Origin of the sequence: Streptomyces albiflavescens (genome assembly GCF_014645835.1) — a bacterium.
Classification (GTDB): Bacteria; Actinomycetota; Actinomycetes; order Streptomycetales; family Streptomycetaceae; genus Streptomyces; species Streptomyces albiflavescens.
In genome coordinates this window covers 144317-168967 of sequence record NZ_BMMM01000005.1, presented here as the reverse complement: position 1 = coordinate 168967, position 24651 = coordinate 144317, and the positions used below count along the sequence as shown (strand labels likewise).

The window sequence follows — 24651 nt, the reverse complement described above, 5'->3', positions numbered from 1 at the left end:
TTACCGGGCACAGCCGATGACCACAAAAGAGCCGGACCCGACCCACGGAGTGGATCGGGTCCGGCTGGGCGCCCGGGGCAGTTGCCCACGTCGCGCTTCGTTCGGAACGTCAGCTGAGGCCGAGGCTGGAGAGAGCGGTCGTCCAGTCGGTGATGATCGCGTCCTGGGCGTCGTCGAGCGTGACGGTGCCGGCGCAGACGGCCTTCTTGAGCTTGTTCTCGACCGTGTCCTTGTTGGCCGCGGTCTTCGTGCCGTACTGGGGCTCGGGCCAGAGGTTGAGTTCGCTCTTGGGGGCGCCGCCGAGTTCGAGCGGAACGAAGTGGTCTTCCTCGTAGTCGGAGGTGGAGGTGTCGGCGTAGCCGTACTCGACGATCTGCTTCTTCTTCAGGGCCGTGGTGTACGAGCTGGAGGGTCGCACGGTCGCGGTCCAGCCGGAGACGCAGATCGTGGAGTCGATGGTGTCCTGGGTGACGTCCGGGTTGAGGTCACCGGGCTGGCAGCTGGGGTCGGGCAGGGGAAGGTAGTCCTGGCTGCAGGTGGCGGCATGCGCCGTACCCGCGGTGACGGTGAGCCCTGCGGCGGCGAGGGTCAGCGCGGACAGAGTGGTGACGAGGGGACGGGATATGCGGGACATCGTGGGGGTCTCCCGATGTGGTGCCCGGCAGAATTCCGAGCGGTCGTGCGCATGACAGCATCGAGGGCTTCTATGCGGGTAGACCCTTTGACTGGACCGGGAGACGCTTGATGGAACATTTGTCCATGCCCTGGCAGCCGCATGTGAACTCATGGCCTGGGCTTGGTTGTTGAGGAACCGATGACCTTCGCGGGAGCGCGACTGCTCAGCGGACGGGGAGCGTCATGTCGTCCTCAACTCCCGCCCCCTATATGGGAGAGCCGTCAGCGGACCGCCAGGAGGCGATCAAGCGCCGGCCACCCTGCGGCTGCCCGCTGACCGGGAGCCAACGGTGCTCCGTGCGCGAAAGAACCGGGGCGCGTGCCGTGCGCGGCAGGCGCACGGCCGACTCGCCCCCATCCATCACCGTTGCCTCGCTGGTGTCGATGCGCGTGATGCCGAGGTCCTCCGCGTCGCGCAGCAACGCCAGGACCTCGTCGCGATCCTTCGGGGGCACGCCGGGGTCCGGCCAGTCGCATGGCTCCGTAGCCCATGCGGCCGAGGGCGAGGTCGTCCGGGAGCCTGAGGGTGCCGCCGGGAGCCGTGGGGATCCGGTGACGGACGGCACCGCCCTGTACCCACCAGAGCGATGGATACGGGCATCGGACCGCCCAGGCCCGAGCGGAGGCCCGACGGGCGTGAGGAAACCCGCCCCCACCCGCCCGGACCCCACACCAGATGCGTGCCGCCCGGCAGTGGAGCGAAAGCGGGCGACCGACCGGCGTGTCCAACACCGTTCGGGGCACGCTGCTGATCAGCAGTCCTGGCACCAGGACTTACGCCCGCTCAGTCTCCAAGAACGGTGATACGGATCCCCACCGTGCCGCGCTCACCGCGTCGCAGGCGACTGCCGAAGAGGGTGAGGCGGCCGATGAGACCGTACTTGCGCGCGATGAGCTGCCGGTAGCGGGCGGTCGCGGCTGCGTCGACGATCTCGGCAGTGGCGGGGATCTGGTCACCGGTCGGCTTGCCCCGCATGTCGCAGGGGCCGACCAGGACGTCCGCCCGGTTGCGGATCCGCTTCACCTTCCAGGTGTCCGCGGCGGTCCAGGCGCCGAGCGCCGTGCCGTCGCGGATCACCCACACCGGAGTCGCGACTCCCGTGCCGTTCTTGCGGTAGCTGGTGATCAGCAGGTACTTGCCCGAACCGAGCGTGTCCAGCGAGGCCTCGTCCATGGCGGAAGTCTAAGTGGCCGGGTCCGGGAGCCCCAGGCACCCGGCCACCCGGCTCAGGACAACTGGCCGTCGTAGTCGGGCAGCTTGAAGGTCCGCTCGGCGTGGCCTCCGACGAGGTCGGTGGTGTTGTTGCCGACATTGGCGATGATCGTGTAGCCCAGGGATTCGATCTGCGCCCGCTTGCTGGTCTTGTAGGCGCTGACCTCGTCGAAGAGGTCCGGCAGATCACGCACGTACAGGCCCGAGACCGGGTAGCCGACGGTCTTCAGGTTCCACTTGGTCTCGCTGGCGATGATGCCCGGGCGTGCGGTGACGAAGAAGATGTCGACACCCCGGGAGTGCGCGTAGCGCGCGAGTTCCAGAGAGGCCTTGACCGCCGGGGTGGGGAGCTCGTACCAGGGGTGGAAGTCCGTCTCCAGCGTGGTGTTGTCGATGTCGAAGACGAGGGCGAGCTTCTGTCCGTCGGCGTGCGCGGTGCGCTGTTCGACGTAGGGCAGCGCCTGGTCGATGACAGCCCGGACGTCGCGCTGCCAGGTGGCGTAGTCGACGCCCTGCGCCGCCGTCGTGCTCGCCGCCGCCTGGACCGGGACCGCGGCGGCGGACCCGGCCGCGGTGACCGTCCCCCCGATGCCCAGCGCCACAACCGCCGAGACCGCGCCTATCCTGCGCCCCACACCGCGTCCTGTCATGCCCGTCCCCTTCTCACGTCGGAGCGGCGAGCGTGCCTCGACACTCGCCGCGCCAGACATGATCACGCCCAGTGATGTACGTATGGAGAAGGAGAAGTTACTACTCGGTAGAGAATCTGGCGGCGGCGATCCCCCGCCCCCTTTTGTGGGGTGGCAGGCGCGGGCGTCCCGTGTGAGCCTGGGCTCGCGGTCGGCGGGCCGCGGTGTCGGCTCAAGGAGAGAGGCTGCTCGGATGGACGTACCGAACATCGTCATCGTCGGCGGCGGTTTCGCCGGGGTCGAGGCCGCGCGGGGGCTGGAGCGGGCGCTGGCTCCCACCGACGCCCGGATCACTCTGGTCAGCCCGACCGACTATCAGCTCTATTTGCCACTGCTTCCGCAGGTCGCCGCCGGTGTGGTCACCCCGCAGTCCGTCGCGCCGTCGCTGCGCCGGATCCTGCGCCGCACCGAGCTGGTGCCCGGTGCGGTGATCGGCGTGGATCCGGGGGCCAAGGTCTGCGTGGTCCGCAAGATCACTGGGGAGGTCGTCGACCTGTCGTACGACTACTTGCTCCTCACCCCGGGCAGCGTGACCCGCACCTTCGACATCCCCGGTCTGCCGGACGAGGCACGCGGCATGAAGACGCTCGCCCAGGCCGTGTATCTGCGCGACCACGTGATCGCCCAACTCGACCTGGCAGCGGCCACGTCGGACGAGGACGAACGCGCGGCGCGGCTGCAGTTCGTGGTGGTCGGCGGCGGTTACGCGGGCACCGAGACCGCGGCCTGTCTGCAGCGGCTGACCACGGCGGCGGCGAAGCGCTACCACCCTCGGATCGATCCCGGCCTCATCAAGTGGCATCTGATCGACATCGCCACCAAGTTGCTGCCCGAGCTCGGCGACAAACTGGGGGCGAGCGCGCTGCGCATGCTGAGCGGGCGCGGGGTGCAGATCTCCCTCAAGACGACCGTCGCCTCCGTCACCGAGGACAAGGTCACCCTCACCGACGGCCGGGTGCTGCCCTCGCGGACGCTGGTGTGGACGGCCGGTGTCGCGGCGAGCCCGCTCGTCGACTCCCTGGGCGCGGAAACCGTACGTGGCCGGATCGTCGTCGAAGCCGACTTCAAGGTGCCCGGCCTGGACGGGGTGTTCGCTCTGGGCGACGCGGCGGCGGTGCCCGACCTGGCCAAGGGCGACGGCTCGTACTGTGTGCCGACCGCCCAGCACGCCGCCCGGCAGGGGCGGCACGCGGCGAAGAACCTGGCGGCGCTGCTGGGCGGGCAGCCCATGACGCCGTACAAGCACAAGGACCTCGGTCTCGTCGTCGACCTCGGCGGCCACGACGCGGTGTCCAAGCCCCTCGGCATCGGCCTCAAGGGCGTGTCCGCCCAGGTCGTGGCCCGCGGATACCACCTGTACGCGCTGCGCACCGGCGTGGCCCGGTTCCGTACCGGCGCCAACTGGTTCCTCAACGCGGTGGCGGGCGACGACTTCGTCCGCACCGGCTTCCTCGCGGGCCGGAAGGGCACCCTGCGGGACTTCGAACACACGGATGTCTATCTCACTCCGGAGGAGGTGGCCGCCCGCACGCGCGCCTGAGGCGCTCGCGCTCAGGATGCCACGCTCGCCTAGCGCTCGGCGGCGCTCCGCAGCAGGGTGAGGTAGCGGCGGCCGAAGAGGTAGGCGTCTCCCGGCCAGCGGGCCGAGAGGTAGTAGCCGTCCTGGACGACGAAGGCGTGCGTGTCGTCGGTGGCGGTGCCGCGCTGTGTGAGGGTGCGCGGGCCTCGTTCGAACTGCGTGTCCGGCTCGGCGAGGGCCGCCCTGACCTCGTCCTCCACGTAGGCGGGATAGGTGCGGTAGTAGCGGCCGAGGCGCCAGGCGGTGGTGAAGTAGGCCGTGCGTTCCATGTACTTGGGCAGGCAGGTGGTACGCCGGCCGGCCAGGACGCTGCGACCTGTCGTGGTGTCCCGGGCGCGGGCGAGGACGAGGACGCCGTGGCAGATCGCGCCGACGGGCCGCTCCAACGCCCAGAAGCGCGCGATGCGCTGCTGCAGCTCCGCTGAGCCGAGGTATTGCCGCATGCCGGGCGCGTGTCCGCCGGGCAGGAGCAGTCCGTCGAACTCCTCCACGTCCACGTCCGCCCAGGAGACGGTGGCGTGGAACTCGGGCGCCTCGGTGAGCTGGTGGTAGAACCGCCGGGCTTCCGCCTCGGCGCCGAGTTGCCCGAAGAGCACGCCCGTCAGCAGCCTCGGGTCCGCCTCCGGCCGCGTGCCGGCCCGCTCGGTCGCGAAGACGACCTCGTGCCCCGCCTCCGTCAAAATCCGCCAGGGCACGGCTACTTCGGTGACGTCGAAATCGCGGTCCGGGACCGGCATCAGCACGCGCATGCGCCCATCATGGCAGGGCGGCCGGTCAGGTTAGCCGTCGGTGAACGCGCGGGCGCGGGCGCACGTATGAGGGGAAGGGCTCTCGACGGGGGCCCTCGGCGGCGGTGACGCCGCGCCGTTCGGCTTCGGGAGCCCATGGATGAGGCACGCACGACGACGGATCGTCCGACGAGGGGCGCGACTCGCGGCCGTCGGCGGACTGCTCTGCGGAGGGCTGATGGTGACGCACGCGATGGCGAGCGAGCCGTCCGACACGTCGCGCGTCACGGGAAGTTCGGCACAGGCCGCCGCCGACACGGGCTCCGAACTGGTCTCACGCCTCGGCACCTCGCGCAGCGCCGGCAGCTGGATCGCCTCCGACGGGCGCCCGGTCGTCGCCGTGACCGACACGGCCGCGGCCGCCGAGGTGAAGGAGGCCGGTGCCCGCGCCAAGGTCGTACGGCACAGTATGAGCGACCTCAAGTCGGCGACGGAGAGTCTGAGTTCGGCATCCCGGGTGGCGGGCACCGCCTGGGCCGTGGACTACACGAGGAACGAGGTGGTGGTGCAGGCCGACAGTACGGTCTCCGGCTCCGACTGGTCGCGCATGACGAAGGTGGCCGACGGCATCGGCGACTTTGTGCGCATGCAGCGCACTCAGGGCACTTTCACCACCCGGCTGAACGGCGCGCAGCCGATCTTCTCGACGGGTGGGCGCTGTTCGGCCGGCTTCAATGTGACCAACGGCCAGAGCGAGTTCATCCTCACGGCCGGGCACTGCGGGCCTGCCGGGTCCGTCTGGTTCGCCGACAACCAGGGCTCGCAGCAGGTGGGCCGGACGATCACCACGGCATTCCCCGGCAGCGACTTCTCCCTGGTGCAGTACGACAAGGGTCGGCAGACCACGGCGGGGGCGAATGTCGTGGCCATCGGCGGCGGAAACGGCGTGCGGATCACGGGCGCCGCCGATCCGACCGTCGGTCAGCGGGTCTTCCGCAGCGGCAGCACCAGCGGGCTGCACGACGGGAAAGTGACCGCGCTCAACGCGACGGTCAACTACCCGGAGGGCACGGTCACCGGGCTCGTCGAGACCACGGTGTGCGCCGAACCCGGCGACAGCGGCGGCCCGTTGTTCTCCGAGGGCATCGCGCTCGGTGTGACCTCGGGAGGCAACGGGGACTGCACCACCGGCGGTACGACGTTCTTCCAGCCGGTCACCAAGGCGCTGACGGCACTGGGTGTGCAGCTCGCGGGACAGCCGCAGGCGTCCGCCGGATCCCCGGGTCAGGCCTCCCCGGCGCCGTCGGTGTCGGCCTCGCAGGGCGCCGCGGTCGCGCCGGGCTCCGCCGCGCCGGGCGCTGTCGAGCCGGTGGGGACGACCGGGGACGCCGAGACGCTCGTCTCCCGGCTCACGAACCCGAGGAACATCGGTCCGGGAATGCTCGTCATCGCGGGAAGTCTGATCGCACTGGTGGCGACGCGCTATATCCGTACGGAACAGGACCGCAAGGCCTATCGACGGCAGTATGCGCAGAGTTGGGGTTAGGAGAATGCGGTTCTCAGGGGAGTCGGGGCGGAGAGTCGGGCGGTCACGCCGCCTGCGTGGGCGACTGCGGAGAGGCTTCCGCCCACTCCAGGACGAGCCGCTGGTACTCCCGCCGCTCCTCCATGCTCAGCGTCCCGCCGGCCCGGAACCAGAGGGCCCGGATCTCCTCGTTGACCTCGGCCGCAGAGCGAGCAGAGTCGACTTCAGGAGTGGTGGACATGGCGTGAAGCATACGGGCCTTTGCGTGAAGACGATGTGAGTAAAGGTACGACGGACGACATTACGGACCGTGAAGCTCATCACTTACACGTCCGCGGCCCCCAGCACCAGTACCTGGATCGCCAACACCGCGGCCCCGCGCGCCCAGTCGTGGAAGTCCGACACCTTCGTCTCCAGGTTGACCGGATCCGCCAGGGGGTGACGGTTCGCACGGATGGTCTCCTCGACGAGCGGGGCCGCCACGTCGACGAGGCCGACACCCTCTCCGGCGAGCAGGATCTTCTGAGGCATGGCGAAATTGGCGATCTGTGCGACGAGGGTGCCGAGCGCCTGGGCCGCGTCGTCGACGACGCGGGAGGCCATCGGGTGGCCCTCGGCGGCGAGGGCGAGGATCTCCCCGTACGTCATGTCGTCGCCCGTGGCGGCACGGACCTGGTAGCGGATGCTGGGAATGGTGAGCAGGGAGACGGCGCTGCCGCGCTCGCCCTCGGGGGTGAGCGGGCCGTTGGGGTTCACCATCCACCGGCGGCCGACGCCCCGGCCGTCCTCGGTGGAGACGACCCGGCTGCCGCCGAGGACGAGGCCGTAGCCGAGTCCGGCACCGATGGTGAGGACCGCGAAGCGGTCGAGACCGCGACCGGCACCGAACCAGGTCTCCGCCTCGACCAGGGCGGCCACGTCGTTCTCGAGGACCGCGGGCAACCCGGTGCGTTGCTCGACGAGTTGGGCGAGCGGGACTTCATGCCAGTCGAGGAAGGCCGACTCGGCGACGACGGCCCGCTTCTCGACACGGCCGCCCACACCGATGCCGATTCCCGCCAGTGCGGGAAAGTCGCGCGTGAACTCGTCGGTCATCTGCCGTAGCAGGTCGGCCACTTGGTCCGGGTCGTGCGTGGTGAGCGGACGGTCGTGCCGCGCCACGATGTCGCTCCTGAGGGTCGTGACGACGCCATAGACCATGTCCTCGGTGATCTTGAAACCGGCGAAGGAACGGGACTCGGCGACGATGTCGAGGGGCTGCGAGGGCCGCCCCTGACGCACCTCGGGGTGCCCGGGGTCCTCGGCCGCCTCGACGAGCAGGCCCGACTCGATCAGCGGCTTGGTCAGCCGGGTGAGGCTGCCCGCCGAGAGGTTCAGCCGGCGCGCGATCTCGCTGCGCGACAGCGGACCGTGGACGAGCACCTCGATCGCCACCGCGCGTTCCCCCGGACTCAGCGGCAGCCAGCTGGCAGCAAGTGTGGTCATGAGCGTCAGACTCCCACAAGATTTTCTTTTGCATTGGAAGTAATGAAGTCATTCTATGCCGCGAACCGGCCATAGAGAAGACGCGCGCATGCCTCTTGACGCCAGGATTCTTTTGCATCAAAAGTAAGTGACCCGAGGATGAGCCGCAGCCGAGGGAGTCTCCCGATGACCGTCGCCTCCAGTCCTCCGTCGCGTCTGCCGCTGCGCAGCGCCGAGGGAGCACAGACCGAGCCGCAAACCCATAGGGCCCGAGCACGTGAGGGCCAGGGCGACGGGCCACTCGCGGCCCTGTTCATCGCCCCGGCCATGCTGGGCTTCCTGGTGTTCCTCCTCTGGCCGACGCTGCGGGGCATCTATCTGAGCTTCACCCGCTTCAATCTGCTCACTCCCCCGCAATGGGTGGGCCTCGACAACTACATACGCATGGTCAACGACCCCATCTTCTGGGACTCGTTGAAGGTCACCGTCGAGTACGTGTTCATCAATATCGGCGTGCAGACGATCTCGGCCCTGGCCATCGCCGTGCTGCTCCAGCGGCTCACCCAGTCGGCGGTGCTGCGCGGAATCGTCCTGACGCCGTATCTGATGTCGAACGTCGTCGCGGGCATCGTCTGGCTGTGGATGCTCGACACCCAGCTCGGCATCGGCAACGAGATCCTCCAGGGCTTCGGGTTGGACCGCATCCCGTTCCTGGCGGACGAGTCCTGGGCGATCCCGACGATCGCCCTGATCAATGTGTGGCGGCACGTCGGCTACACCGCGTTGCTGCTCTTCGCGGGTCTGCAAGCCATCCCGAACGACATGTACGAGGCGGCCAAGGTCGACGGAGCGAGCGAGTGGCGGATGTTCTGGCGGATCACCATGCCGCTGCTGCGGCCGGTGCTCGCGGTCGTCCTGATCATGACGGTGATCGGTTCCTTCCAGGTGTTCGACACCGTCGCGGTGACCACCGCGGGCGGTCCGGCGAACGCGACCAACGTGCTCCAGTACTACATCTACGGCTCGGCCTTCGGCCGCTTCCAGTTCGGCTACGCCTCGGCGATGTCCGTCGCCCTGCTGGTCGTGCTCAGCGCGATCACCTTCGTCCAGTACCGGCTCACCCGGGCCGGCCACACCGACCTCGGCTGAGCGGGAGGAGCCCCATGTCTGCCGTGACAACGACGACACATGTACGACCGATCCGGCGCAGGCCGTCGCTCGGGCGGGCCGCGGCCTGGACGATCATGGCCGCGATCGTGCTGATCACCCTGCTGCCCTTCTACTGGATCCTGCGCACCGCGTTCTCCTCCAACGCGGCACTCGCCGCCGACCCCGGCAATCCCCTGCCCGTGGACTTCACCGGCGGCGGCTTCGCACGGGCCCTGGGCCTGCAGTCCACCAAGGAGGCGATCGCGCAGGGCGGTTCGGGCGGGGGCCTTGCGTTCTGGCGCTATCTGCTCAACTCGGTGATCGTTTCGACGCTGATCACCGTCTGCCAAATCTTCTTCTCCTCGATGGCCGCGTACGCCTTCGCGCGACTGAGGTGGCGCGGCCGGGACAAGATGTTCGGGCTGTTCCTGGCCGGACTGATGGTGCCGGCGATCTTCACGCTGCTGCCGAACTTCGTGCTGATCAAGCAACTCGGCCTGGTGGACACCCTGTTGGGGATCGCCCTGCCGACGATGTTCATGACGCCCTTCGCGGTGTTCTTCCTGCGGCAGTTCTTCATGAACGTGCCCCGCGAGGTCGAGGAGGCGGCCCTGCTCGACGGCGCCGGGAAGGTCCGGATCTTCTTCCGGGTGCTGCTGCCGATGGCGTCCACGCCGGTTCTCACCCTGGCCGTCCTGACGTACATCACCTCCTGGAACGACTACTTCTGGCCGCTGATGGTGTCGTACAGCGACAGCTCGCGCGTACTCACCGTGGCGCTGGCCGTCTTCCGGGCGCAGACCCCCCAGACCGGCACCGACTGGTCGGGCCTGATGGCGGCGACGCTCATCGCGGCACTCCCGATGCTCGTCCTCTTCGGACTCTTCGCGCGGCGCATCGTCGGCTCCATCGGCTTCACCGGGATCAAGTGAGGAGACTGACATGCGATTTCGTACGGTCGTGGCGCTGACCGGAGCACTGGCGCTGTCCCTGGTGACCGGCTGCGCGAAGGGCGGCTCGGCGGGTTCGTCCGCGAACACGGTGACGTACTGGCTGTGGGACGCCAACCAACTGCCCGCCTACCAGGCATGCGCGAAGGGCTTCGAGAAGGAGAATCCGGGTCTGCACGTCAAGATCACCCAGCTGGGCTGGAACGACTACTGGACCAAGCTCACCGCGAGCTTCATCGCCGGCACCCAGCCGGACGTGTTCACCGACCACATCCAGAAGTTCGGCCAGTTCGCCGACCTCAAGGTGCTGGAGCCCCTGGACGGCCTGGGCATCCAGGACTCCGCCTACCAGTCGGGGCTCGCCGCCAACTGGACCGGCCAGGACGGCCACCGCTACGGCGCCCCGAAGGACTGGGACACCGTCGCCCTCTTCTACAACCAGAAGATGGCCAAGACCGCTGGGATCTCGGCCGAGAAACTCAACAGCCTCTCCTGGAACCCGAGGGACGGCGGCACCTTCGAGAAGGCCATCGCGCATCTCACCATCGACCAGAACGGCAAGCGCGGCGACGAACCCGGCTTCGACAAGCACCACGTCAAGGTGTACGGGCTGGCCACCGGCGGCGCGGGCGACGGTGACGGCCAGACCCAGTGGAGCCCCTTCACGGGGTCCGCCGGCTGGACCTACACCGACAAGAAGCGATGGGGGACCACTTACCACTACGACAGCAAGACCTACCAGTCCGTCGTCCAGTGGTACTTCGGCCTGGCGAAGAAGGGATATCTGGCGCCCTTCACGGACTACAGCGAGGGCGCCAACCCGGCCAACGCCCAGCTTGCCTCGGGCAAGGCGGCGGCAGCCTTCGACGGCGCCTGGATGATCTCCACGTACTACGGGGCCAAGGGCCTCGATGTCGGCACGGCCTTCACCCCCGTCGGCCCCACCGGCAAACGCGCGACCATGATGAACGGCCTCGCCGACTCGGTCACCAAGAACGCCCGCAACAAGAAGGGCGCGAAGAAGTGGGTGGCGTATCTGGCCTCGGACGCGTGCCAGAAGACGGTCGGCTCCTACGCGATCGTCTTCCCCGCGACACCCGACGGCACGAAGGCCGCCGTCGCCGCCTACAGGAAGAAGGGCATCGACGTCAGGGCCTTCACCCGGCCGGTCGCCGACAAGAAGGACTTCACCACCTTCTCCTACCCGATCACCAACTACGCAGCGGACGTATACGCGCTGATGCATCCCGCGATGCAGGACGTCTTCGCCAATGACGCGCCGGTCAGCGGGCTGAGCAGGACCAACAGCCAGATCAATCTCATTCTCGACCAGTGAAGGATGCTGTCTCCATGACGTTCTCTCTCGGCATCGTCGGCGCCGGGCAGTTTTCCGGCCAGTTCGCCAAGCTGTTCCTCGCCCATCCCGGCGTCGGTGATGTCTACGTCACCGATCTGCTCCCCGGGCGGGCCGACGAAATGGCGGCCGCCGAAGGGCTGTCGGGCACTTTCCCCTCGTACGAGGCGATGCTGGAGTCGCCGGCGGTGGATGCCGTCGCGATCTTCACCCAGCGCTGGACGCACGGGCCACTGGTTCTTCAGGGGCTCCGAGCCGGCAAGCACGTGTACTCGGCGGTGCCCATGGCCATCAGTACGGAGGAAATCGCCGCGATCATCGACGCCGTACGGGCGACCGGGCTGACGTACATGATGGGTGAGACCAGCCAGTACAACCCGGCGACGGTCCATGCCCGCAACCAGATCGCCGAGGGCGCCTTCGGACGGCTCTTCTACGCCGAGGGCGACTATGTGCACGACATGGACCTGGGGTTCTACGAGGCGTACCAGTACAGCGGCGGCGAGAACTGGAAGGCGACCGCCAGCTATCCCCCGCTCCTTTACCCGACGCACTCGGTGGGCGGGGTGCTCGGGGCGTGGCAGACGCACGCGGTGAGCGTGTCCGCGATCGGGGTGCGCGACGAGCGCGGGGACGGCGTGTTCGACAAGGAGATCAGCCAGTTCGGCAATGACTTCTCCAATGCCACCGCGCTGTTCGAGGTGGCGGGCGGCGGCTCGTTCCGTACCAACGAGTTCCGCCGCGTGGGCTATCCCTCGCACATCCGGGAGTCGCGATTCCGGTTCTTCGGTACGGACGCCAGCATGGAACAACTCGCGACGGTGAGTTTCTGGCAGGACAAGAAGGGGGTGCAGGACATCACCGAGCTCCTGGAGCCCAAGCCGACACTGGCGCCCGACGACCCGTCGCTCCAGCACATCGCACCCGCGCTGCGGGCCGCCTTCACGTCCGGATCGGCGCCCGTGCACGACCGGGCGCGTCTGCCGCGGGAGTTCGACCAGCTCCACAACGGGCACGAGGGCAGCCACCACTTCCTGGTGGACGACTTCGTGACCGCGGTCAACACCCGGACACTGCCGTCGGTGAACGCGTGGGTCGCGGCCCGCTACACCCTGCCGGGCATCGTCGCGCACGAGTCGGCGCGGCAGGGCGGCGTCAGGCTGGACATACCGGACTTCGGGAACGCTCCGGAGGCGTAACGTTTCGGCCCATCGGGGAGCCGGGCGCCGTCAGGTGCCCGGCTTGCGGCCGTACACGAACACGTCGTCGCCGGTCTTCAACAGCGACCAGTACTTCTTCGCGGTGGTCGTGGTCATGTTGACGCAGCCGTGCGAGCCGGGCGGGTTCCACATGCTGAGGCCGACCGAGTGGAAGGCCTGACCGCCGTCGAAGAACTGGCTGTAGGGCATCGGCACGTTGTAGATGGTCGAGACGTGGTCGATGTCCCGCCAGTAGATCTTCTTGAGGCCGGTGCGGGTCTCGTATCCGTCGCGTCCCGTGCGGACCGGCACCGGCCCGTAGACGAGGGTGCTGCCGTCCTGGATCCAGCTGAGCTGGAGCGTCAGGTTGACGCAGGCGATGCGGCCCTTGTTGACCGGGCACTTGCCGTCCTTGTTGGGGTTGTTGCCGACGGCCTTCTGCTTGTTCATGAGGTCCATCACGCCCCAGGTGACGGGTCCCGCGTACCCGATGTTCGGGGTGATGCCGTGCTTGGTCTGGAAGGCCTGGATCGCCGTGCAGTCGGCGGCGGACTGCCGCCCGTCGACCGGCCGGCCGAGGAACTTCTCCACCTGCTTCTGATACGGGCCGGTCTGGGTCGTGCAGCTCGCGGCCTGCGCGGGCGTCGTGCCCAGCGCGAGGGTCAGCGGTGCGACCAGTCCGGTGATCCCGAGCGCGACGGCTCCTCGTCTGCGTATGTCCCCCATGGCGGACCTTCCCTTCCGTGCGTCTCGCGTTGCCTGCCTGGTAGACCCACGTCGGGGGGCGTGCGTTGTAGGGGGAATCGGGCTGCGACCAAACGGTGACTTTTCTCGTAGCCTTGTGACACTTTTGGACGCCTCTGTCCTGGGGTCTTGAGGAATCGGTCCTGCCCGGCACGATCGAGGTACACGAGAACAACGTCAACCTCCAGCTGGATTGGTGTGACGAGGTCGGCGTCCGTCCAGCCGACCCGCGTGGCTCGGTGTGCGGCCAGTTGGGCGAGGCCCGATCGGCGGGGCGGTGCGTCGGACGTCGTACGTCGACTGGCGCATACGATTTACGTCGCATCTGATGAGCTCTACCGGTTTATCCCACACTGGTAGAGGAGTTACGTACATGGCACAGCAGGTATCGGTCCGTCGATCCCGCCCCTTCAGTAAACGGCTGCTGGCTGCCGCACTGACCCTGGGCACCGTCGGCACCCTCGCCGCCGCGGCGCCGCCCGGGCCGGGGGAGGCCGCCCCACGCACGACGGACCACGGCTTCCTGGAGAGGGACCTCGTCTCCGACCTCGCGGGCAGAGCGGAGGTGCAGGACACGAACCTGGTCAACCCCTGGGGCCTGGCGCTCACGAAGACCGGAGAGGTCCGGGTCTCGGACAACGGCTCCGACAAGTCCACGAGCTACACCGGAGCCGTGGACGGGCAGCCGGTCAGCATCGTGCCCCTGGTGGTGGACTTCCCGGAGGGGGGCGCCCCGACCGGGGTGGTACGCAACGACACCGACGACTTCCAGATCGGGCCCAAAGGCTCCACGGCCGCCGCCAAGTTCCTCTTCGCGGGGGAGCACGGCGACCTCTTCGCATGGAACCCGGACATCACCGGGACGGGCGTCGACACGGTCGCGCACGAGGACGCCATCTTCAAGGGCCTGGCGCTGGTACGCGGCAAGGACGACAAGGAGTACGGGGAGCACGGGAAAGACGGCGAGGACGAGAAGTGCGACGAGTCGCGAATCCTCGTCGCGAACTTCAGTGACGCGCGCATCGACGTCTTCGACAAGGACTTCAACCCCGTACCGCCGACCGACAGCCGGTTCGAGGACCCGAACCTCCCCGACGGCTACGCACCGTTCGATGTCAAGACGATCGGTTCCAAGGTCTTCGTGACCTACGCCCTCCAGGACGCAGACAAGGAAGACGACGTCCCGGGAGCCGGGCACGGCTTCATCGACGTGTACAGCACGGAAGGGAAACTGCTGCAGCGCTTCGCGAGCGGCACCGACCCGAAGAACGGGCATGTGCTCAACTCCCCCTGGGGCCTCGAAGTCGCCCCCAAGGGCTTCGGGAAGTTCGCCGGTGACCTGCTCGTCGGCAACTTCGGCGACGGCCGCATCAACGTCTTCGACAAGAAGACCGGCAAGCTCAAGGGAACCCTGAAGGACCGCAACGGCGACCCGATCGAGATCGAGGGCCTCTGGGGCCTGCAGAGCGGCACGAAGCAGTCCGGCGGCAAGGACTCCGTCTGGTTCGCCGCGGGCATCGAGGACGAGGCTCACGGCCTGCTCGGCACCCTGCGGGCCGAGGGCTGACCGCGCACTCTGCGCCGGCCCGGCGGGTGTCCGACCACACCAGCCGGGCCGGCACCTGCCCCGGCCACCGGTCGTCCCCGACCGTGTATGTCTCCCCCGCCGTGAACGCGCTGTTCTCGTAGTGCGCGACGAGCTTGTGGTCGCCGCGCCCGCAGCAGTCGACGCCGAGGAGCGAGACGAGCGGACGAACCACCCCGTCTCCCCCGCCGTCAACCAGAGTTCATGCCCACCCACCCCGAACCAAAGCATCACGTTCGGAAAGCGGCCCCTGAGGATCGTGATCTTCGCTCCCCACGCTCTCCACCGTCACCCGCCCGCCCGACAGACGTCCACGCCAACCCCCTGCAGCCAGGCCCGCCGAGACCACTCCGGGCGACTACCGCAGCAGCGCCACCGCCCGCGTGAGCACGTCCGGCGTGGCCGTGAACGGCAGACGCAGATGGTGGGCCAGGGTCGCGCGGTCGGCGGCGAACAGCGGACCGGGCGACACCGCGAGACCCCGAACCGCGGCGCGCGCCACCAGCTCTGTCGCCGTCGTGGCCGGGCCGAGGTGCAGCCAGATGGACAGCCCGCCGTTCGGCACCGTGAACCTCCATCCGGCCTGCGTCGCCTCGAGTAGTCCGGCCAGGTGGTCGCGCTGAGCACGCAGGCGGGTCCGGCGGTCGGCGAGAACCTCGTCCAGGCCGTCTCCGAACAGCTCGGCGGCGATCAGCTGCTCCAGCGGCGGCGGGGACAACTGCGCCTGCAGCGGATTGCGCACCAGCTCGCGTACGAGATCCGCGCCCGCCCGGATCCAGCCGACCCGGAGCCCACTCCACAGCACCTTGCTCGCCGAGCCGATCTGGATCACTCGTGCTCCACCGAGGTGGGGCTCCGGTCGCGGCGGCGTCCGCAGGTCCAGGTCGCGCATGGTCTCGTCGACGACGACGGTCAGCGCATGGCGTTCGGCGAGCGCGGCGACCGCGCCCCGGGTCGCGGCGGCCATATGCGCACCGGTGGGGTTGTGGAAGTCGGGGACGAGGTAGGCGAGGTGGGGCCCCTGTCCTCGGACGACCTGGGTGAGCCGCTCCATGTCCCAGCCGTCCGCGGCCGTCACCGGCACGGGCAGCAGACGGGCCCGGCGCCGTCGCAGGATGGCGAGAGCCCCCGGATAGGTCGGGCTCTCCACCACCACCGGCGCCCTGCGATCGGTGTGCAGATGGTCGAGGAGCAGCGTCAGCGCGGCCTGCGCGCCCGAGGTGACCAGGATCTGCTCGGGGCGGGTGGCCAGGCCCGAGCGCGTGTACCGCTCGGCGAGGAGCGCGCGCAGTCGGGGCAACCCCGGCGTCGCCACCCCCGAGTCGACCAGCAGGGCGGCGCTGCGCTCGACCGCCCGGCCCAGTGCGGCCAGATACGCCTCGTGGGGCGCTGCCGTGACCGCGAGGGTCAGGTCGAGGTCCGCGTCGCCCGTGCCGCCCCGGTCCAGTGACCACGGTGTGGTGCGCTCGGTGAGGCGCTCGGGAAGCCTTACGACACTGCCGCTGCCGTGCCGGGTGTGCAGCCAGCCTTCGTCCCGCAGCAAGGTGAGCGCGGTGACGACGGTGCCGCGGCTGAGGTCGAGGGTGCGGGCGAGTTCCCGCTCGGAGGGCAGCCGGGTGCCGGCGGGGAGACGGCCGTCGACCACCGCCTCGCGTACGGCGGCGGACAGCGACCGCGCGAGCGGGCCCTCTTGCGTGCGCCAGGTGCCGAGCGCCACGGCGAATCCCCTCTGCATTGGTCCAGTTTCCCTCAACTGGACCAGGATTTCGGTCCGCCGCCCGCCTACGCTGCCGCCATGCACCCCACCCTCGCCGACGACCTCCACCGGCTCCCCGAACTCCTGCAGTCCGCCCGCGATTTCGCCGCCCGGGAGATGAACGGTCTCGACGACCGTCCCGTCGCCCACCTCGACAAGGCGCCCGCCCCGGGGCACGTTCCCGCCGAGGGAGCGGGCGCCGAGGGTGCGCTGGCGCGGTTCGCCGAGCGCTGGGCGCCGGGTTTCTCCGGCTCCGCGGGTCCGCGCTACCTCGGCTTCGTCACCGGCGGTGCGACGCCCGCCTCGCTCACCGGAGACTGGCTGACCAGCGTGTACGACCAGAACGTGTCGGGCAGCGGCGGCTCGTCCGCGACCGCCCTGGAACGCGAGACGCTGGGCTGGCTGCGCGAGCTGTTCGGGCTGAGCGAGGCGCACAGTGGTGCGTTCGTGAGCGGGGCGACCGTCTCCAACACGGTGGGTCTGGCCATCGCGCGGGAGTGGCTCGGCGAGCGCCGGGGTGTGTCGGTTTCGCGGCAGGGGGCCGGCGCGCTCGGTCCGGTCGACGTGCTGTCCGGCAGCCCGCACTCCAGCGTCGCCAAGGCGCTGTCCGTGCTCGGCATCGGGCGGGACCGGCTGCGTCCGGTACCGGTGCTGTCCGGGAACCGGGAGGCCGTCGACGTCGAGCGGCTCGCCGCCGCCCTCGACGCGCTCGACGGGCATCCGGCCGTGGTCGTGGCGAACGCCGGGACCGTGAACACCGTCGACTTCGACGATCTGCGGGCCATCGCCGCACTCCGGGAACGGTACGACTTCTGGTTGCACGTGGACGCCGCGTTCGGCGGCTTCGCCGCGCTGTCACCGTCGTACGCGCATCTCGTCGAGGGCCTGGACGCGGCCGACTCCGTCTGTGTCGACCTGCACAAGTGGCTGAACGTCCCCTACGACGCGGCCGTCCAGTTCACCCGCCGCCAGGACCTCCAGGTCCAGGTCTTCCACAACGCGTCGCCGTATCTGGGACTGCCCGGCGGCGACCCCGACTTCCTGCACCTCACTCCGGAGAACTCCCGTCGGCTGCGCGCGCTCCCGGCCTGGTTCTCACTCACGGCGTACGGGCGCGAGGGGCATCGCGAGATCGTCGAGCGGAACGTGGCGCTCGCCCGGCGGCTGGGCGAGCGGATCGCGCAGGAGGTTCCCGGGCTGCGGCTCCTGGCGCCCGTCCGGCTCAACGTCGTCTGCTTCACCCTCGCCGACGAGCCGAGCGAGGAGCGGGTGCACGCGCTGGCCCACGCGGTCGCCGCCTCGGGCGAGGCCTTCGTGACGCCGACGTTCTACGCCGGGACGCACGCGCTGCGGGCGGCCTTCAGCAACTGGCGTACGTCCGAGGCCGACACGGACCGGGTGTTCGAGTCCCTCAGGCGCCACTGCGCGGATCTTCGCCGCTAGGGGGTTTCTGATGGATCTCCGTGGAAGAAGGAGCGGCGTTCGGTGCGTGCTCTCGGCGTGCCGGGCGGAAGTCCTCGATGGGGGTCCCCCCGCGCGAGCGAAGCCGAGCGTGGGGGAGGAGCTACTAGGGCTTTTGTCCGGTGCGGCGAGAGTGCGTGCCGGGCGTCGCGACGCCGCGGAGATCCATCAGAAACCCCCTAAGCACCTTCGTGTTGCTGGATCGCCTGCCGGAATCCCGTGTTGACCGCGAGCAGGCCCCCGTCCACGCACAACGTCGTGCCGGTGATCCAGGCCGCGTCCCGGGAGGCGAGGAAGGCGACAGCGGCCGCGATGTCCTCCGGTTCGCCGACCCGTCCCAGCGGATACACCTGCGACGCCCGGGCGAGATCGGCCTCTCGGCCTTCCCACCCCGTGGTGCGGACCGTGCCCGGTGCGACCAGGTTGACGCGCACGCCACGCGCCGCGGCGTGCTCGGCGAGGGTGCGGGTCAGCGACATGAGGCCTGCCTTGGCCGCGCTGTAGGCGTGGTTGCTGAAGCTCTGGATGCCGTTGACGGAGCCGATGTTGACGATGGCTCCGTGCGCCGAGGCCGCCAGGTGCGGGAGCGCCGCGCGCGAGCAGCGGTAGGCACCGGTCAGGGTGATGTCGAGGTCGCGGGCCCACACGTCGTCCGGCTCGTCCTCGAAGAGCGGGGCGTCGGGCGTGCACCGGTAGGCGTTGTTCACCAGGACGTCGAGCGAGCCGAAGGCGTCGACGGCGTACGCGACGGCCGCCTCGACCTGTGCCCGCTCCCCCACGTCGCACCCGAACGGCTCCGCCCGCGCGCCGAGTTCACGGATCGAAGCCGCTGTCTTCTCCGCCTCCACCAGGTCGACGTCGGTGACGAGGACTTGGGCACCCTCCTCGGCCACCCGACGGGCGGTGGCCGCCCCGATGCCGCGGGCCGCGCCCGTGATCAGAACTCCGTGGCCCTCGAAACGCCTCATCGCAGTCATGGCACGGAAGTTACTGCCCTGATCGTCCCGGGGACAGATACCGTGCGCCCATGTCCGCGTTCATGCAACAACTACCGGCGCTGATCGGCGTGGTCATCGGTGCCCTCGGTTCGTATCTGGCGATCGTGCGGGGCGACCGGGCCCGGTTCCGCCGGGAGCAGACGGCCCGTTGGGAGGAGCGCCGGCTCGCGGTGTACGCCGACTACGCTCGGGCCCTGAAGAAGTCCGTCACGCTGACCTACCGGGTCGCGTCGCACCTGGGCAACGACCCTCATCCGCACCCGTTGTCGCCCGAGGACGCGGCCCCCCTCATCGCCGAAGCCACCTTCGCCAGGGATCCTTCCGGCGAGGCGCTGGTGCTCCTGGGCAGCCCGCAGGTGGTGGAGAAGGCCCGCGCATGGGTCGTCCTGGTCATGGAGATGGAACAGTTCCTGAGAGAGGGAACGCACGATCCGCAAGCGTGGCAGGCCCTGCTCGAACGGCAGCGCGCCGGGCGTGAGGGGTACTACACGGCGGTCCGGGAGGACCTGGCGCTTCCGCCCGGCCATTCCGCGCGGTGGCCGCTGCCGTTGCCTCATGTGCACACGTGATCGGGCCCGGCGTCCCTCAGCGATACCCCGTCACGTCCGCCGGCTTGCCCGCGTCCTGGACCTCGACGAGGTAGCGCCAGGCGTCCGGGCGGCTGCCGTCACGGTCGGTGAAGCCGTACACCTGGGCGAGCTGCCCGCTGGAGAGCGACGCCCCGTTCCAGCGCGCGACGTCCGGGTCGGTGGCCAGGGCGGCGACGGCGCGGCCCACGTAGAACGGGGTCTCGGAGATACCGAAGTGCGGGTTGCGCTCCAGGGCGTCGTGCCAGTTCTCCTCGGTGACACCGTAGTTGTCGAGCATCATCTCCGAGCGCAGCCAGCCGGGTGTGAGCGCCACGGCGGTGGCTCCGCGCGGGCCGAGCTCCTGTCCCAGGGCGAACGCCATGCGAAGGACCGACGACTTGGCGAGGTCGTAGAAGAAGGAGACCCGGTAGGTTTCCCGGTTGTACTCGGCGGTGCCGTCGGTCATCTCGACGACCAGGCCTCCGGGCTTGCGCAACAGCAGGGGAAGCGCGTGGTGGTTGGTGATCGCGTGGGTCTCCACGGCGAGGCGCAGCAGCCGTAGGCCATTCTCGAGGTCGTGTTCCCAGACCGGGGTGTCCCACTCGAAGAGTCTTTCGCCGCCCCAGATGTCGTTGACCAGGACGTCGAGCCCGCCCTGTTCCTCCGCGATGCGCGCGACGAGGGCCTGGACCTCCGCCGCGACGAGGTGGTCGGTGGGGACCGCGATGCCCCGGCCGCCCGCCGCCGTGACGAGGTCCGCGGTGTCCTCGACAGTCTCCGGGCGGTCGTACTCCGAGCGCCGCTCGCGTGTGCTGCGCCCGGTCACATACACGGTGGCGCCGACCGCGCCGAGCTCCACGGCGATCCCCCGGCCCGCTCCGCGGGTCGCCCCCGCGACCAGCGCGACCTTGCCCCGCAGCGTGCCTTCCAGCGGCCCTGACATGTCCGACCTCCGTGCTCGTGGAACCGACGGTGCCTTCCCGTCGGTGGTGCTACGAGCGTCTCCCGGAAGCCGGACATCTCCTGTCAGGTTTCTTCAGTCCGTTCCATCGTGTCCCGGCGCGTCCGGCGTCAGTGGCCGCGCGCGATCCACTCCTCCAGGTGCGGCGCCTCGGCCCCGATCGTGGTCGACTCCCCATGTCCCGTACGGACGACCGTGTCGGCCGGAAGGCTCAGCAGGCGCTCGCGGATCGACTCGACGATCGTCGGGAAGTGGGAGAAGGAACGGCCGGTGGCTCCCGGTCCGCCCTTGAAGAGCGTGTCGCCCGTGAAGACGGTGCCCAGGCCGGGGTCGTACAGGCAGACCGCGCCAGGGGCGTGGCCCGGGGTGTGCAGCACGGTCAGGTCGGCGCCGGCCGCCTCGATCACCTGGCCGTCCTGCAACCAGGTGTCCGGGAGGCGGTTGGGGTGGGTCATCTTCCACAGCAGCAGGTCGTCGGGGTGCAGCCAGATCTTGGCACCGGTGCGCTCGGCGAGGGCCGGAGCGGCATCGATGTGATCGTTGTGAGCATGGGTGCACACGATCGCCAGCAGCCGCCGGTTGCCCACCACGGCGGCGATGGCGTCGGCATCGTGGGCGGCGTCGATGACGACGGCTTCGTGGTCGTCGCCGACGATCCAGACGTTGTTGTCGACCTCCCAGGTGCCGCCGTCGAGCGAGAACGTGCCCGAGGTGACGAGGTGTTCGATGCGCGCGGTCATCACAGCACCACCACCGAGCGCAGCACGTCGCCGTGGTGCATTCGCTCGAAGGCCGGCTCGATCTCGTCCAGGGCGATCGTCTCGCTCACGAACGCGCCCAGGTCCAGGCGTCCCTGGAGATGCAGGTCGATCAGCATGGGGAAGTCACGGGTGGGCAGGCAGTCGCCGTACCAGGACGACTTGAGGGCACCGCCCCGTCCGAAGACGTCGATCAGCGGCAGTTCGAGCTTCATGTCCGGGGTGGGTACGCCGACGAGCACGACCGTGCCCGCCAAGTCACGGGCGTAGAAAGCCTGCTTGTACGTCTCCGGACGCCCGACAGCCTCGATGACGACGTCCGCGCCGAAGCCGCCGGTCAGCTCGCGGATGGCCTCGACGGGGTCGGTCTCGCGCGAGTTGACGGTGTGCGTGGCGCCGATCTTCTCGGCGGTGGTGAGCTTCCGGTCGTCGATGTCCACGGCGATGATCTTCGCCGCGCCGGCGAGGCGGGACCCGGCGATCGCCGCGTCGCCGACGCCTCCGCAGCCGATGACGGCGACGGTGTCGCCCCGGCCGACGTTCCCGGTGTTGAGGGCGGCCCCGATCCCTGCCATCACTCCGCAGCCGAGCAGTCCGGCCACCGCCGGGGAGACGGCCGGGTCGACCTTGGTGCACTGTCCGGCGGCGACCAGTGTCTTCTCGGCGAAGGCGCCGATGCCGAGGGCCGGTGACAGCTCGGTGCCGTCCGTGAGGGTCATCTTCTGCCGCGCGTTGTGCGTGTTGAAGCAGTACCAGGGGCGCCCGCGCAGACAGGCCCGACACTGCCCGCACACCGCGCGCCAGTTGAGGATGACGAAGTCCCCGGGTGCGACGTCCGTGACACCGTCGCCGACCGACTCCACGATGCCGGCGGCCTCGTGGCCGAGCAGGAACGGGAAGTCGTCGTTGATGCCGCCCTGTTTGTAGTGCAGGTCGGTGTGGCAGACCCCGCACGCCTGGATCTTCACCACGGCCTCGCCCGGCCCCGGATCCGGCACGACGATGGTCTCGACACGCACCGGCTCGTTCTTGCCCGGTGCGATCACGCCCCGTACTTCCTGCGCCATGTGATGAGCCCTTCCCTAGGTCGACGTTCCGTCAACCGACCCTACGGTGTGACCGACCGGTAGAAGGCCAGGTGACGCTCGGCGGCCCGGCCCCGGGTGTGCCGGGCGGCTGGGCGCCGGCCGGCTCCCGCACGCACCGAGTCCTACGGGGTGAGGGCGCGATCAAGTGCGGCGGCGAGGGCCTGCGGAGTGTCCGCGAAACGGGCGGCCGGTCCGAACACCTCGCGCAGGACCGGCGGATCGCGCAGGACCGGCGGATCGCGTACGACCGGCGGGACGCCCGCGGCGAGCGCCTCCGACGCGGCGAGCCCGAAGCCCTCGTTGACGGAGGGGAACGCGAGGGCCTCTGCCCCGGCCCGCACCGTCGTTCCGGATCCGCCCCGGCGTTCCCGGTCCGCCCCGACGTTCCAAATCCGCCCCGGCGCCGACGTAGCCTGAATGCCCCGCACCGAACTCCCGCAAGGAGCGCCGTGAGCCTCACCGACGCCGAGTCCGACGTGCCCACGTGGCGCCTGCTGCTCGGGTACGTACGACCGCATCGATGGGCGCTCCTGGCGGGTGCGCTGCTGGCACTCGCGACCGGGGCCACGGGTCTGGTGCTGCCTCTGGTGGCGCGGGGGCTCATCGACGACCTGTCGCACGACCGGCCCATCGGGCGCGCGCTGCTCGGCATGGCGGCGCTGGTGGTCACCAACGCGGCGGTCGGGGCGCTGGGTTCCTATGTGCTGCGGCGCACCGCCGAGTCTGTGGTGCTCGGCGCGCGGCGCGCCCTGTCGTCGTATCTGCTGCGGCTGCGCATACCGGCCGTGGACCGCAGCGAGCCCGGCGACCTGATGGCCCGGATCACCTCCGACACGACGCTGCTGCGCGAGGTCACCACCGATTCCCTCGTCGGCCTCGGCACCGGCGGGCTCACTCTCGTCGCAACGATCGTGATGATGGGGCTGGTGGACTGGGTGCTGCTGGGCGTCACCCTGGGAGTGATTCTCTGCGCGGGCACCGTGCTCGGTGTGATCGTGCCGCGTATCAACCGGGCGAGCAAGCAGGCACAGGACGCCGTCGGCGTGATGGGCGCCTCTCTGGAACGGATCCTCGGCGCGCTGCGCACGGTCAAGGCATCCGGTGCCGAGCACCGCGAGGAGCAGACCATCCACGCGGCGGCCGAGGAGTCGTGGCGGCAGAGCGTGCGGGCCGCCAAATGGTCGGCGGCGGCGGGCAACACGGCCGGTCTGGCGATGCAGATCGCCTTCATCACGGTTCTCGCGGTGGGCGGCGCGCGGGTCGCGACCGGCGCGATAGACGTGGGGACGCTGGTCGCCTTCCTCCTCTACGTGTTCTATCTGATGTCACCGATCCAGCAGGTGGTCGGCGCGATCACGCAGTACCAGACCGGTGCCGCCGCGCTCGCCCGGATCCAGGAGGCGCTCCGGCTGCCCGCCGAAGCGGCGGCCCCGCCGGCACCGTTGCCGACTCCGGGCGCCGAGCCCGCCGCGCTCGCCTTCGACGAGGTCCGCTTCCGGTACGCCGACGATCTGCCGTACGTCCACCACGGTGTGACCTTCGCTGTCCCGGCCCGCGGCATGACCGCGTTCGTCGGTCCTTCGGGGGCGGGCAAGACCACCGTCTTCTCGCTCATCGAGCGGTTCTACGACCCCGAGGCGGGCGTCATCACGCTCGACGGCCGTGAGCTGGAGCGCTGGGATCTGCCTCAACTCCGTTCCGCCATCGGCTATGTGGAGCAGGATGCCCCGGTCCTGTCGGGGTCGCTGCGGGACAACCTGCTGCTCGGCAACCCGGACGCCGACGACACAGACCTCACGCGCGTACTGAAGACGACCCGGCTCGACGGCCTGGTCGCCCGTCTGCCGCGTGGCCTGGACACGCTCGTCGGCCACCGCGGCACCAAGCTGTCCGGCGGCGAGCGCCAGCGCGTCGCCATCGCCCGCGCCCTGCTGCGCCGCCCCCGGCTGCTGCTCCTCGACGAGGCCACCTCGCAGCTCGACGCCGTCAACGAAGCCGCGCTGCGCGACACCGTCGCCGATGTGGCCCGCACGACCACGGTCCTCGTCGTCGCGCACCGGCTGTCCACCGTCACGATGGCCGACCGCATCGTCGTCATGGACGCGGGCCGCGTCCGCGCCGTGGGCACCCACCGCGAACTCGTGGCCGCGGATCCGCTCTATGCCGAACTGGCCGCCACGCAGTTCCTCGCGACCGCCGGCTGAGC

Annotated in this window: 24 protein-coding genes; 10 read left to right on the top strand and 14 right to left on the bottom strand. The window is 69.7% G+C overall.

Annotated elements, in window-relative coordinates:
- Nucleotides 1-109: 109 nt before the first annotated feature.
- The 4 genes from IEY95_RS15780 to IEY95_RS15765 form a co-directional block, all read right to left on the bottom strand.
- A complete protein-coding gene (locus tag IEY95_RS15780) occupies nucleotides 110-634 on the bottom strand; it encodes a hypothetical protein (protein ID WP_189186669.1) in 525 nt (174 codons plus the stop codon).
- Between the two features lie 247 nt (nucleotides 635-881).
- Nucleotides 882-1130, bottom strand: a complete 249-nt coding sequence (locus IEY95_RS15775) for a hypothetical protein (RefSeq protein ID WP_189186966.1) — start codon at nucleotides 1128-1130, stop codon at nucleotides 882-884.
- 329 nt (nucleotides 1131-1459) lie between these two features.
- On the bottom strand, nucleotides 1460-1849 hold the full coding sequence (locus tag IEY95_RS15770; protein WP_189186668.1) for a PPOX class F420-dependent oxidoreductase: 390 nt from the start codon (nucleotides 1847-1849) through the stop codon (nucleotides 1460-1462).
- A 53-nt stretch (nucleotides 1850-1902) separates the two neighbouring features.
- The gene (locus tag IEY95_RS15765; protein WP_189186667.1) at nucleotides 1903-2538 is read right to left on the bottom strand and encodes an HAD family acid phosphatase; all 636 of its coding nucleotides are present in this window, start codon (nucleotides 2536-2538) and stop codon (nucleotides 1903-1905) included.
- 232 nt (nucleotides 2539-2770) lie between these two features.
- Between IEY95_RS15765 and IEY95_RS15760 the strand changes: the two genes are divergently transcribed.
- Complete coding sequence (locus tag IEY95_RS15760) at nucleotides 2771-4117, top strand: NAD(P)/FAD-dependent oxidoreductase (RefSeq protein ID WP_189186666.1); 1347 nt, start codon at nucleotides 2771-2773, stop codon at nucleotides 4115-4117.
- A gap of 29 nt (nucleotides 4118-4146) precedes the next feature.
- Here the strand turns inward: IEY95_RS15760 and IEY95_RS15755 are convergent, their stop codons facing one another.
- Nucleotides 4147-4905: a type 1 glutamine amidotransferase domain-containing protein gene (locus tag IEY95_RS15755; protein WP_189186665.1), complete on the bottom strand. Its 759-nt coding sequence runs from the start codon at nucleotides 4903-4905 to the stop codon at nucleotides 4147-4149.
- A gap of 139 nt (nucleotides 4906-5044) precedes the next feature.
- On the opposite strand from IEY95_RS15755, the gene IEY95_RS15750 reads away from it, so the two are divergent.
- The gene (locus IEY95_RS15750) at nucleotides 5045-6430 is read left to right on the top strand and encodes a S1 family peptidase (RefSeq protein WP_189186664.1); all 1386 of its coding nucleotides are present in this window, start codon (nucleotides 5045-5047) and stop codon (nucleotides 6428-6430) included.
- A 43-nt stretch (nucleotides 6431-6473) separates the two neighbouring features.
- Here the strand turns inward: IEY95_RS15750 and IEY95_RS15745 are convergent, their stop codons facing one another.
- The gene (locus tag IEY95_RS15745; RefSeq protein WP_189186663.1) at nucleotides 6474-6662 is read right to left on the bottom strand and encodes a hypothetical protein; all 189 of its coding nucleotides are present in this window, start codon (nucleotides 6660-6662) and stop codon (nucleotides 6474-6476) included.
- Nucleotides 6663-6733: 71 nt separating this feature from the next.
- Entirely contained in the window at nucleotides 6734-7894 is a 1161-nt protein-coding gene (locus IEY95_RS15740; RefSeq protein WP_189186662.1) for an ROK family transcriptional regulator, read from the bottom strand.
- 165 nt (nucleotides 7895-8059) lie between these two features.
- Here IEY95_RS15740 and IEY95_RS15735 point away from each other — a divergent pair, with 165 nt between their 5' ends.
- Genes IEY95_RS15735 through IEY95_RS15720 form a run of 4 tightly spaced genes read left to right on the top strand, consistent with a single transcriptional unit; the run spans nucleotide 8060 to nucleotide 12525 of the window.
- Nucleotides 8060-9022: a carbohydrate ABC transporter permease gene (locus tag IEY95_RS15735; protein WP_189186661.1), complete on the top strand. Its 963-nt coding sequence runs from the start codon at nucleotides 8060-8062 to the stop codon at nucleotides 9020-9022.
- A gap of 14 nt (nucleotides 9023-9036) precedes the next feature.
- Nucleotides 9037-9954: a carbohydrate ABC transporter permease gene (locus IEY95_RS15730; protein WP_189186660.1), complete on the top strand. Its 918-nt coding sequence runs from the start codon at nucleotides 9037-9039 to the stop codon at nucleotides 9952-9954.
- A 10-nt stretch (nucleotides 9955-9964) separates the two neighbouring features.
- Nucleotides 9965-11308 carry an ABC transporter substrate-binding protein gene (locus tag IEY95_RS15725; RefSeq protein ID WP_189186659.1) on the top strand — a complete coding sequence of 448 codons (1344 nt, stop codon included), beginning with the start codon at nucleotides 9965-9967 and terminating at the stop codon, nucleotides 11306-11308.
- A 14-nt stretch (nucleotides 11309-11322) separates the two neighbouring features.
- Nucleotides 11323-12525 (top strand): Gfo/Idh/MocA family protein, encoded by a 1203-nt coding sequence (locus tag IEY95_RS15720; RefSeq protein ID WP_189186658.1) that lies wholly within the window; start codon nucleotides 11323-11325, stop codon nucleotides 12523-12525.
- Nucleotides 12526-12555: 30 nt separating this feature from the next.
- On the opposite strand, the gene IEY95_RS15715 is transcribed toward IEY95_RS15720, so the two are convergent.
- On the bottom strand, nucleotides 12556-13251 hold the full coding sequence (locus tag IEY95_RS15715; protein ID WP_189186657.1) for a L,D-transpeptidase family protein: 696 nt from the start codon (nucleotides 13249-13251) through the stop codon (nucleotides 12556-12558).
- A gap of 391 nt (nucleotides 13252-13642) precedes the next feature.
- On the opposite strand from IEY95_RS15715, the gene IEY95_RS15710 reads away from it, so the two are divergent.
- A complete protein-coding gene (locus IEY95_RS15710; protein ID WP_189186656.1) occupies nucleotides 13643-14836 on the top strand; it encodes a TIGR03118 family protein in 1194 nt (397 codons plus the stop codon).
- Nucleotides 14837-15212: 376 nt separating this feature from the next.
- Here IEY95_RS15710 and IEY95_RS15705 read toward each other — a convergent pair whose 3' ends face one another.
- Nucleotides 15213-16589 carry an aminotransferase-like domain-containing protein gene (locus tag IEY95_RS15705; protein WP_189186655.1) on the bottom strand — a complete coding sequence of 459 codons (1377 nt, stop codon included), beginning with the start codon at nucleotides 16587-16589 and terminating at the stop codon, nucleotides 15213-15215.
- A gap of 60 nt (nucleotides 16590-16649) precedes the next feature.
- On the opposite strand from IEY95_RS15705, the gene IEY95_RS15700 reads away from it, so the two are divergent.
- Complete coding sequence (locus tag IEY95_RS15700) at nucleotides 16650-18053, top strand: pyridoxal phosphate-dependent decarboxylase family protein (RefSeq protein ID WP_189186654.1); 1404 nt, start codon at nucleotides 16650-16652, stop codon at nucleotides 18051-18053.
- Nucleotides 18054-18250: 197 nt separating this feature from the next.
- Here the strand turns inward: IEY95_RS15700 and IEY95_RS15695 are convergent, their stop codons facing one another.
- Entirely contained in the window at nucleotides 18251-19048 is a 798-nt protein-coding gene (locus IEY95_RS15695; RefSeq protein ID WP_189186653.1) for an SDR family NAD(P)-dependent oxidoreductase, read from the bottom strand.
- Nucleotides 19049-19098: 50 nt separating this feature from the next.
- Here IEY95_RS15695 and IEY95_RS15690 point away from each other — a divergent pair, with 50 nt between their 5' ends.
- The gene (locus tag IEY95_RS15690) at nucleotides 19099-19638 is read left to right on the top strand and encodes a hypothetical protein (protein ID WP_189186652.1); all 540 of its coding nucleotides are present in this window, start codon (nucleotides 19099-19101) and stop codon (nucleotides 19636-19638) included.
- Between the two features lie 16 nt (nucleotides 19639-19654).
- On the opposite strand, the gene IEY95_RS15685 is transcribed toward IEY95_RS15690, so the two are convergent.
- The 4 genes from IEY95_RS15685 to IEY95_RS48970 form a co-directional block, all read right to left on the bottom strand.
- Nucleotides 19655-20581, bottom strand: a complete 927-nt coding sequence (locus IEY95_RS15685; protein WP_189186651.1) for an SDR family oxidoreductase — start codon at nucleotides 20579-20581, stop codon at nucleotides 19655-19657.
- A 128-nt stretch (nucleotides 20582-20709) separates the two neighbouring features.
- The gene (locus IEY95_RS15680; protein ID WP_189186650.1) at nucleotides 20710-21339 is read right to left on the bottom strand and encodes an MBL fold metallo-hydrolase; all 630 of its coding nucleotides are present in this window, start codon (nucleotides 21337-21339) and stop codon (nucleotides 20710-20712) included.
- The gene (locus IEY95_RS15675) at nucleotides 21339-22424 is read right to left on the bottom strand and encodes an S-(hydroxymethyl)mycothiol dehydrogenase (RefSeq protein WP_189186649.1); all 1086 of its coding nucleotides are present in this window, start codon (nucleotides 22422-22424) and stop codon (nucleotides 21339-21341) included. The genes IEY95_RS15680 and IEY95_RS15675 overlap by 1 nt, the downstream gene beginning before the upstream one ends.
- 143 nt (nucleotides 22425-22567) lie before the next feature.
- Nucleotides 22568-22786 carry a glycosyltransferase gene (locus tag IEY95_RS48970; RefSeq protein WP_229702981.1) on the bottom strand — a complete coding sequence of 73 codons (219 nt, stop codon included), beginning with the start codon at nucleotides 22784-22786 and terminating at the stop codon, nucleotides 22568-22570.
- Between the two features lie 108 nt (nucleotides 22787-22894).
- Here IEY95_RS48970 and IEY95_RS15665 point away from each other — a divergent pair, with 108 nt between their 5' ends.
- Nucleotides 22895-24649: an ABC transporter ATP-binding protein gene (locus tag IEY95_RS15665; protein ID WP_189186648.1), complete on the top strand. Its 1755-nt coding sequence runs from the start codon at nucleotides 22895-22897 to the stop codon at nucleotides 24647-24649.
- Nucleotides 24650-24651: the final 2 nt, after the last annotated feature.

Coding starts and splice junctions, on each gene's coding strand:
- IEY95_RS15780 (WP_189186669.1), bottom strand. CDS start 634: ATGTCCCGCATATCCCGTCCCCTCGTCACCACTCTGTCCGCGCTGACC.
- IEY95_RS15770 (WP_189186668.1), bottom strand. CDS start 1,849: ATGGACGAGGCCTCGCTGGACACGCTCGGTTCGGGCAAGTACCTGCTG.
- IEY95_RS15765 (WP_189186667.1), bottom strand. CDS start 2,538: ATGACAGGACGCGGTGTGGGGCGCAGGATAGGCGCGGTCTCGGCGGTT.
- IEY95_RS15760 (WP_189186666.1), top strand. CDS start 2,771: ATGGACGTACCGAACATCGTCATCGTCGGCGGCGGTTTCGCCGGGGTC.
- IEY95_RS15755 (WP_189186665.1), bottom strand. CDS start 4,905: ATGCGCGTGCTGATGCCGGTCCCGGACCGCGATTTCGACGTCACCGAA.
- IEY95_RS15750 (WP_189186664.1), top strand. CDS start 5,045: ATGAGGCACGCACGACGACGGATCGTCCGACGAGGGGCGCGACTCGCG.
- IEY95_RS15745 (WP_189186663.1), bottom strand. CDS start 6,662: ATGCTTCACGCCATGTCCACCACTCCTGAAGTCGACTCTGCTCGCTCT.
- IEY95_RS15740 (WP_189186662.1), bottom strand. CDS start 7,894: ATGACCACACTTGCTGCCAGCTGGCTGCCGCTGAGTCCGGGGGAACGC.
- IEY95_RS15735 (WP_189186661.1), top strand. CDS start 8,060: ATGACCGTCGCCTCCAGTCCTCCGTCGCGTCTGCCGCTGCGCAGCGCC.
- IEY95_RS15730 (WP_189186660.1), top strand. CDS start 9,037: ATGTCTGCCGTGACAACGACGACACATGTACGACCGATCCGGCGCAGG.
- IEY95_RS15725 (WP_189186659.1), top strand. CDS start 9,965: ATGCGATTTCGTACGGTCGTGGCGCTGACCGGAGCACTGGCGCTGTCC.
- IEY95_RS15720 (WP_189186658.1), top strand. CDS start 11,323: ATGACGTTCTCTCTCGGCATCGTCGGCGCCGGGCAGTTTTCCGGCCAG.
- IEY95_RS15715 (WP_189186657.1), bottom strand. CDS start 13,251: ATGGGGGACATACGCAGACGAGGAGCCGTCGCGCTCGGGATCACCGGA.
- IEY95_RS15710 (WP_189186656.1), top strand. CDS start 13,643: ATGGCACAGCAGGTATCGGTCCGTCGATCCCGCCCCTTCAGTAAACGG.
- IEY95_RS15705 (WP_189186655.1), bottom strand. CDS start 16,589: ATGCAGAGGGGATTCGCCGTGGCGCTCGGCACCTGGCGCACGCAAGAG.
- IEY95_RS15700 (WP_189186654.1), top strand. CDS start 16,650: ATGCACCCCACCCTCGCCGACGACCTCCACCGGCTCCCCGAACTCCTG.
- IEY95_RS15695 (WP_189186653.1), bottom strand. CDS start 19,048: ATGACTGCGATGAGGCGTTTCGAGGGCCACGGAGTTCTGATCACGGGC.
- IEY95_RS15690 (WP_189186652.1), top strand. CDS start 19,099: ATGTCCGCGTTCATGCAACAACTACCGGCGCTGATCGGCGTGGTCATC.
- IEY95_RS15685 (WP_189186651.1), bottom strand. CDS start 20,581: ATGTCAGGGCCGCTGGAAGGCACGCTGCGGGGCAAGGTCGCGCTGGTC.
- IEY95_RS15680 (WP_189186650.1), bottom strand. CDS start 21,339: ATGACCGCGCGCATCGAACACCTCGTCACCTCGGGCACGTTCTCGCTC.
- IEY95_RS15675 (WP_189186649.1), bottom strand. CDS start 22,424: ATGGCGCAGGAAGTACGGGGCGTGATCGCACCGGGCAAGAACGAGCCG.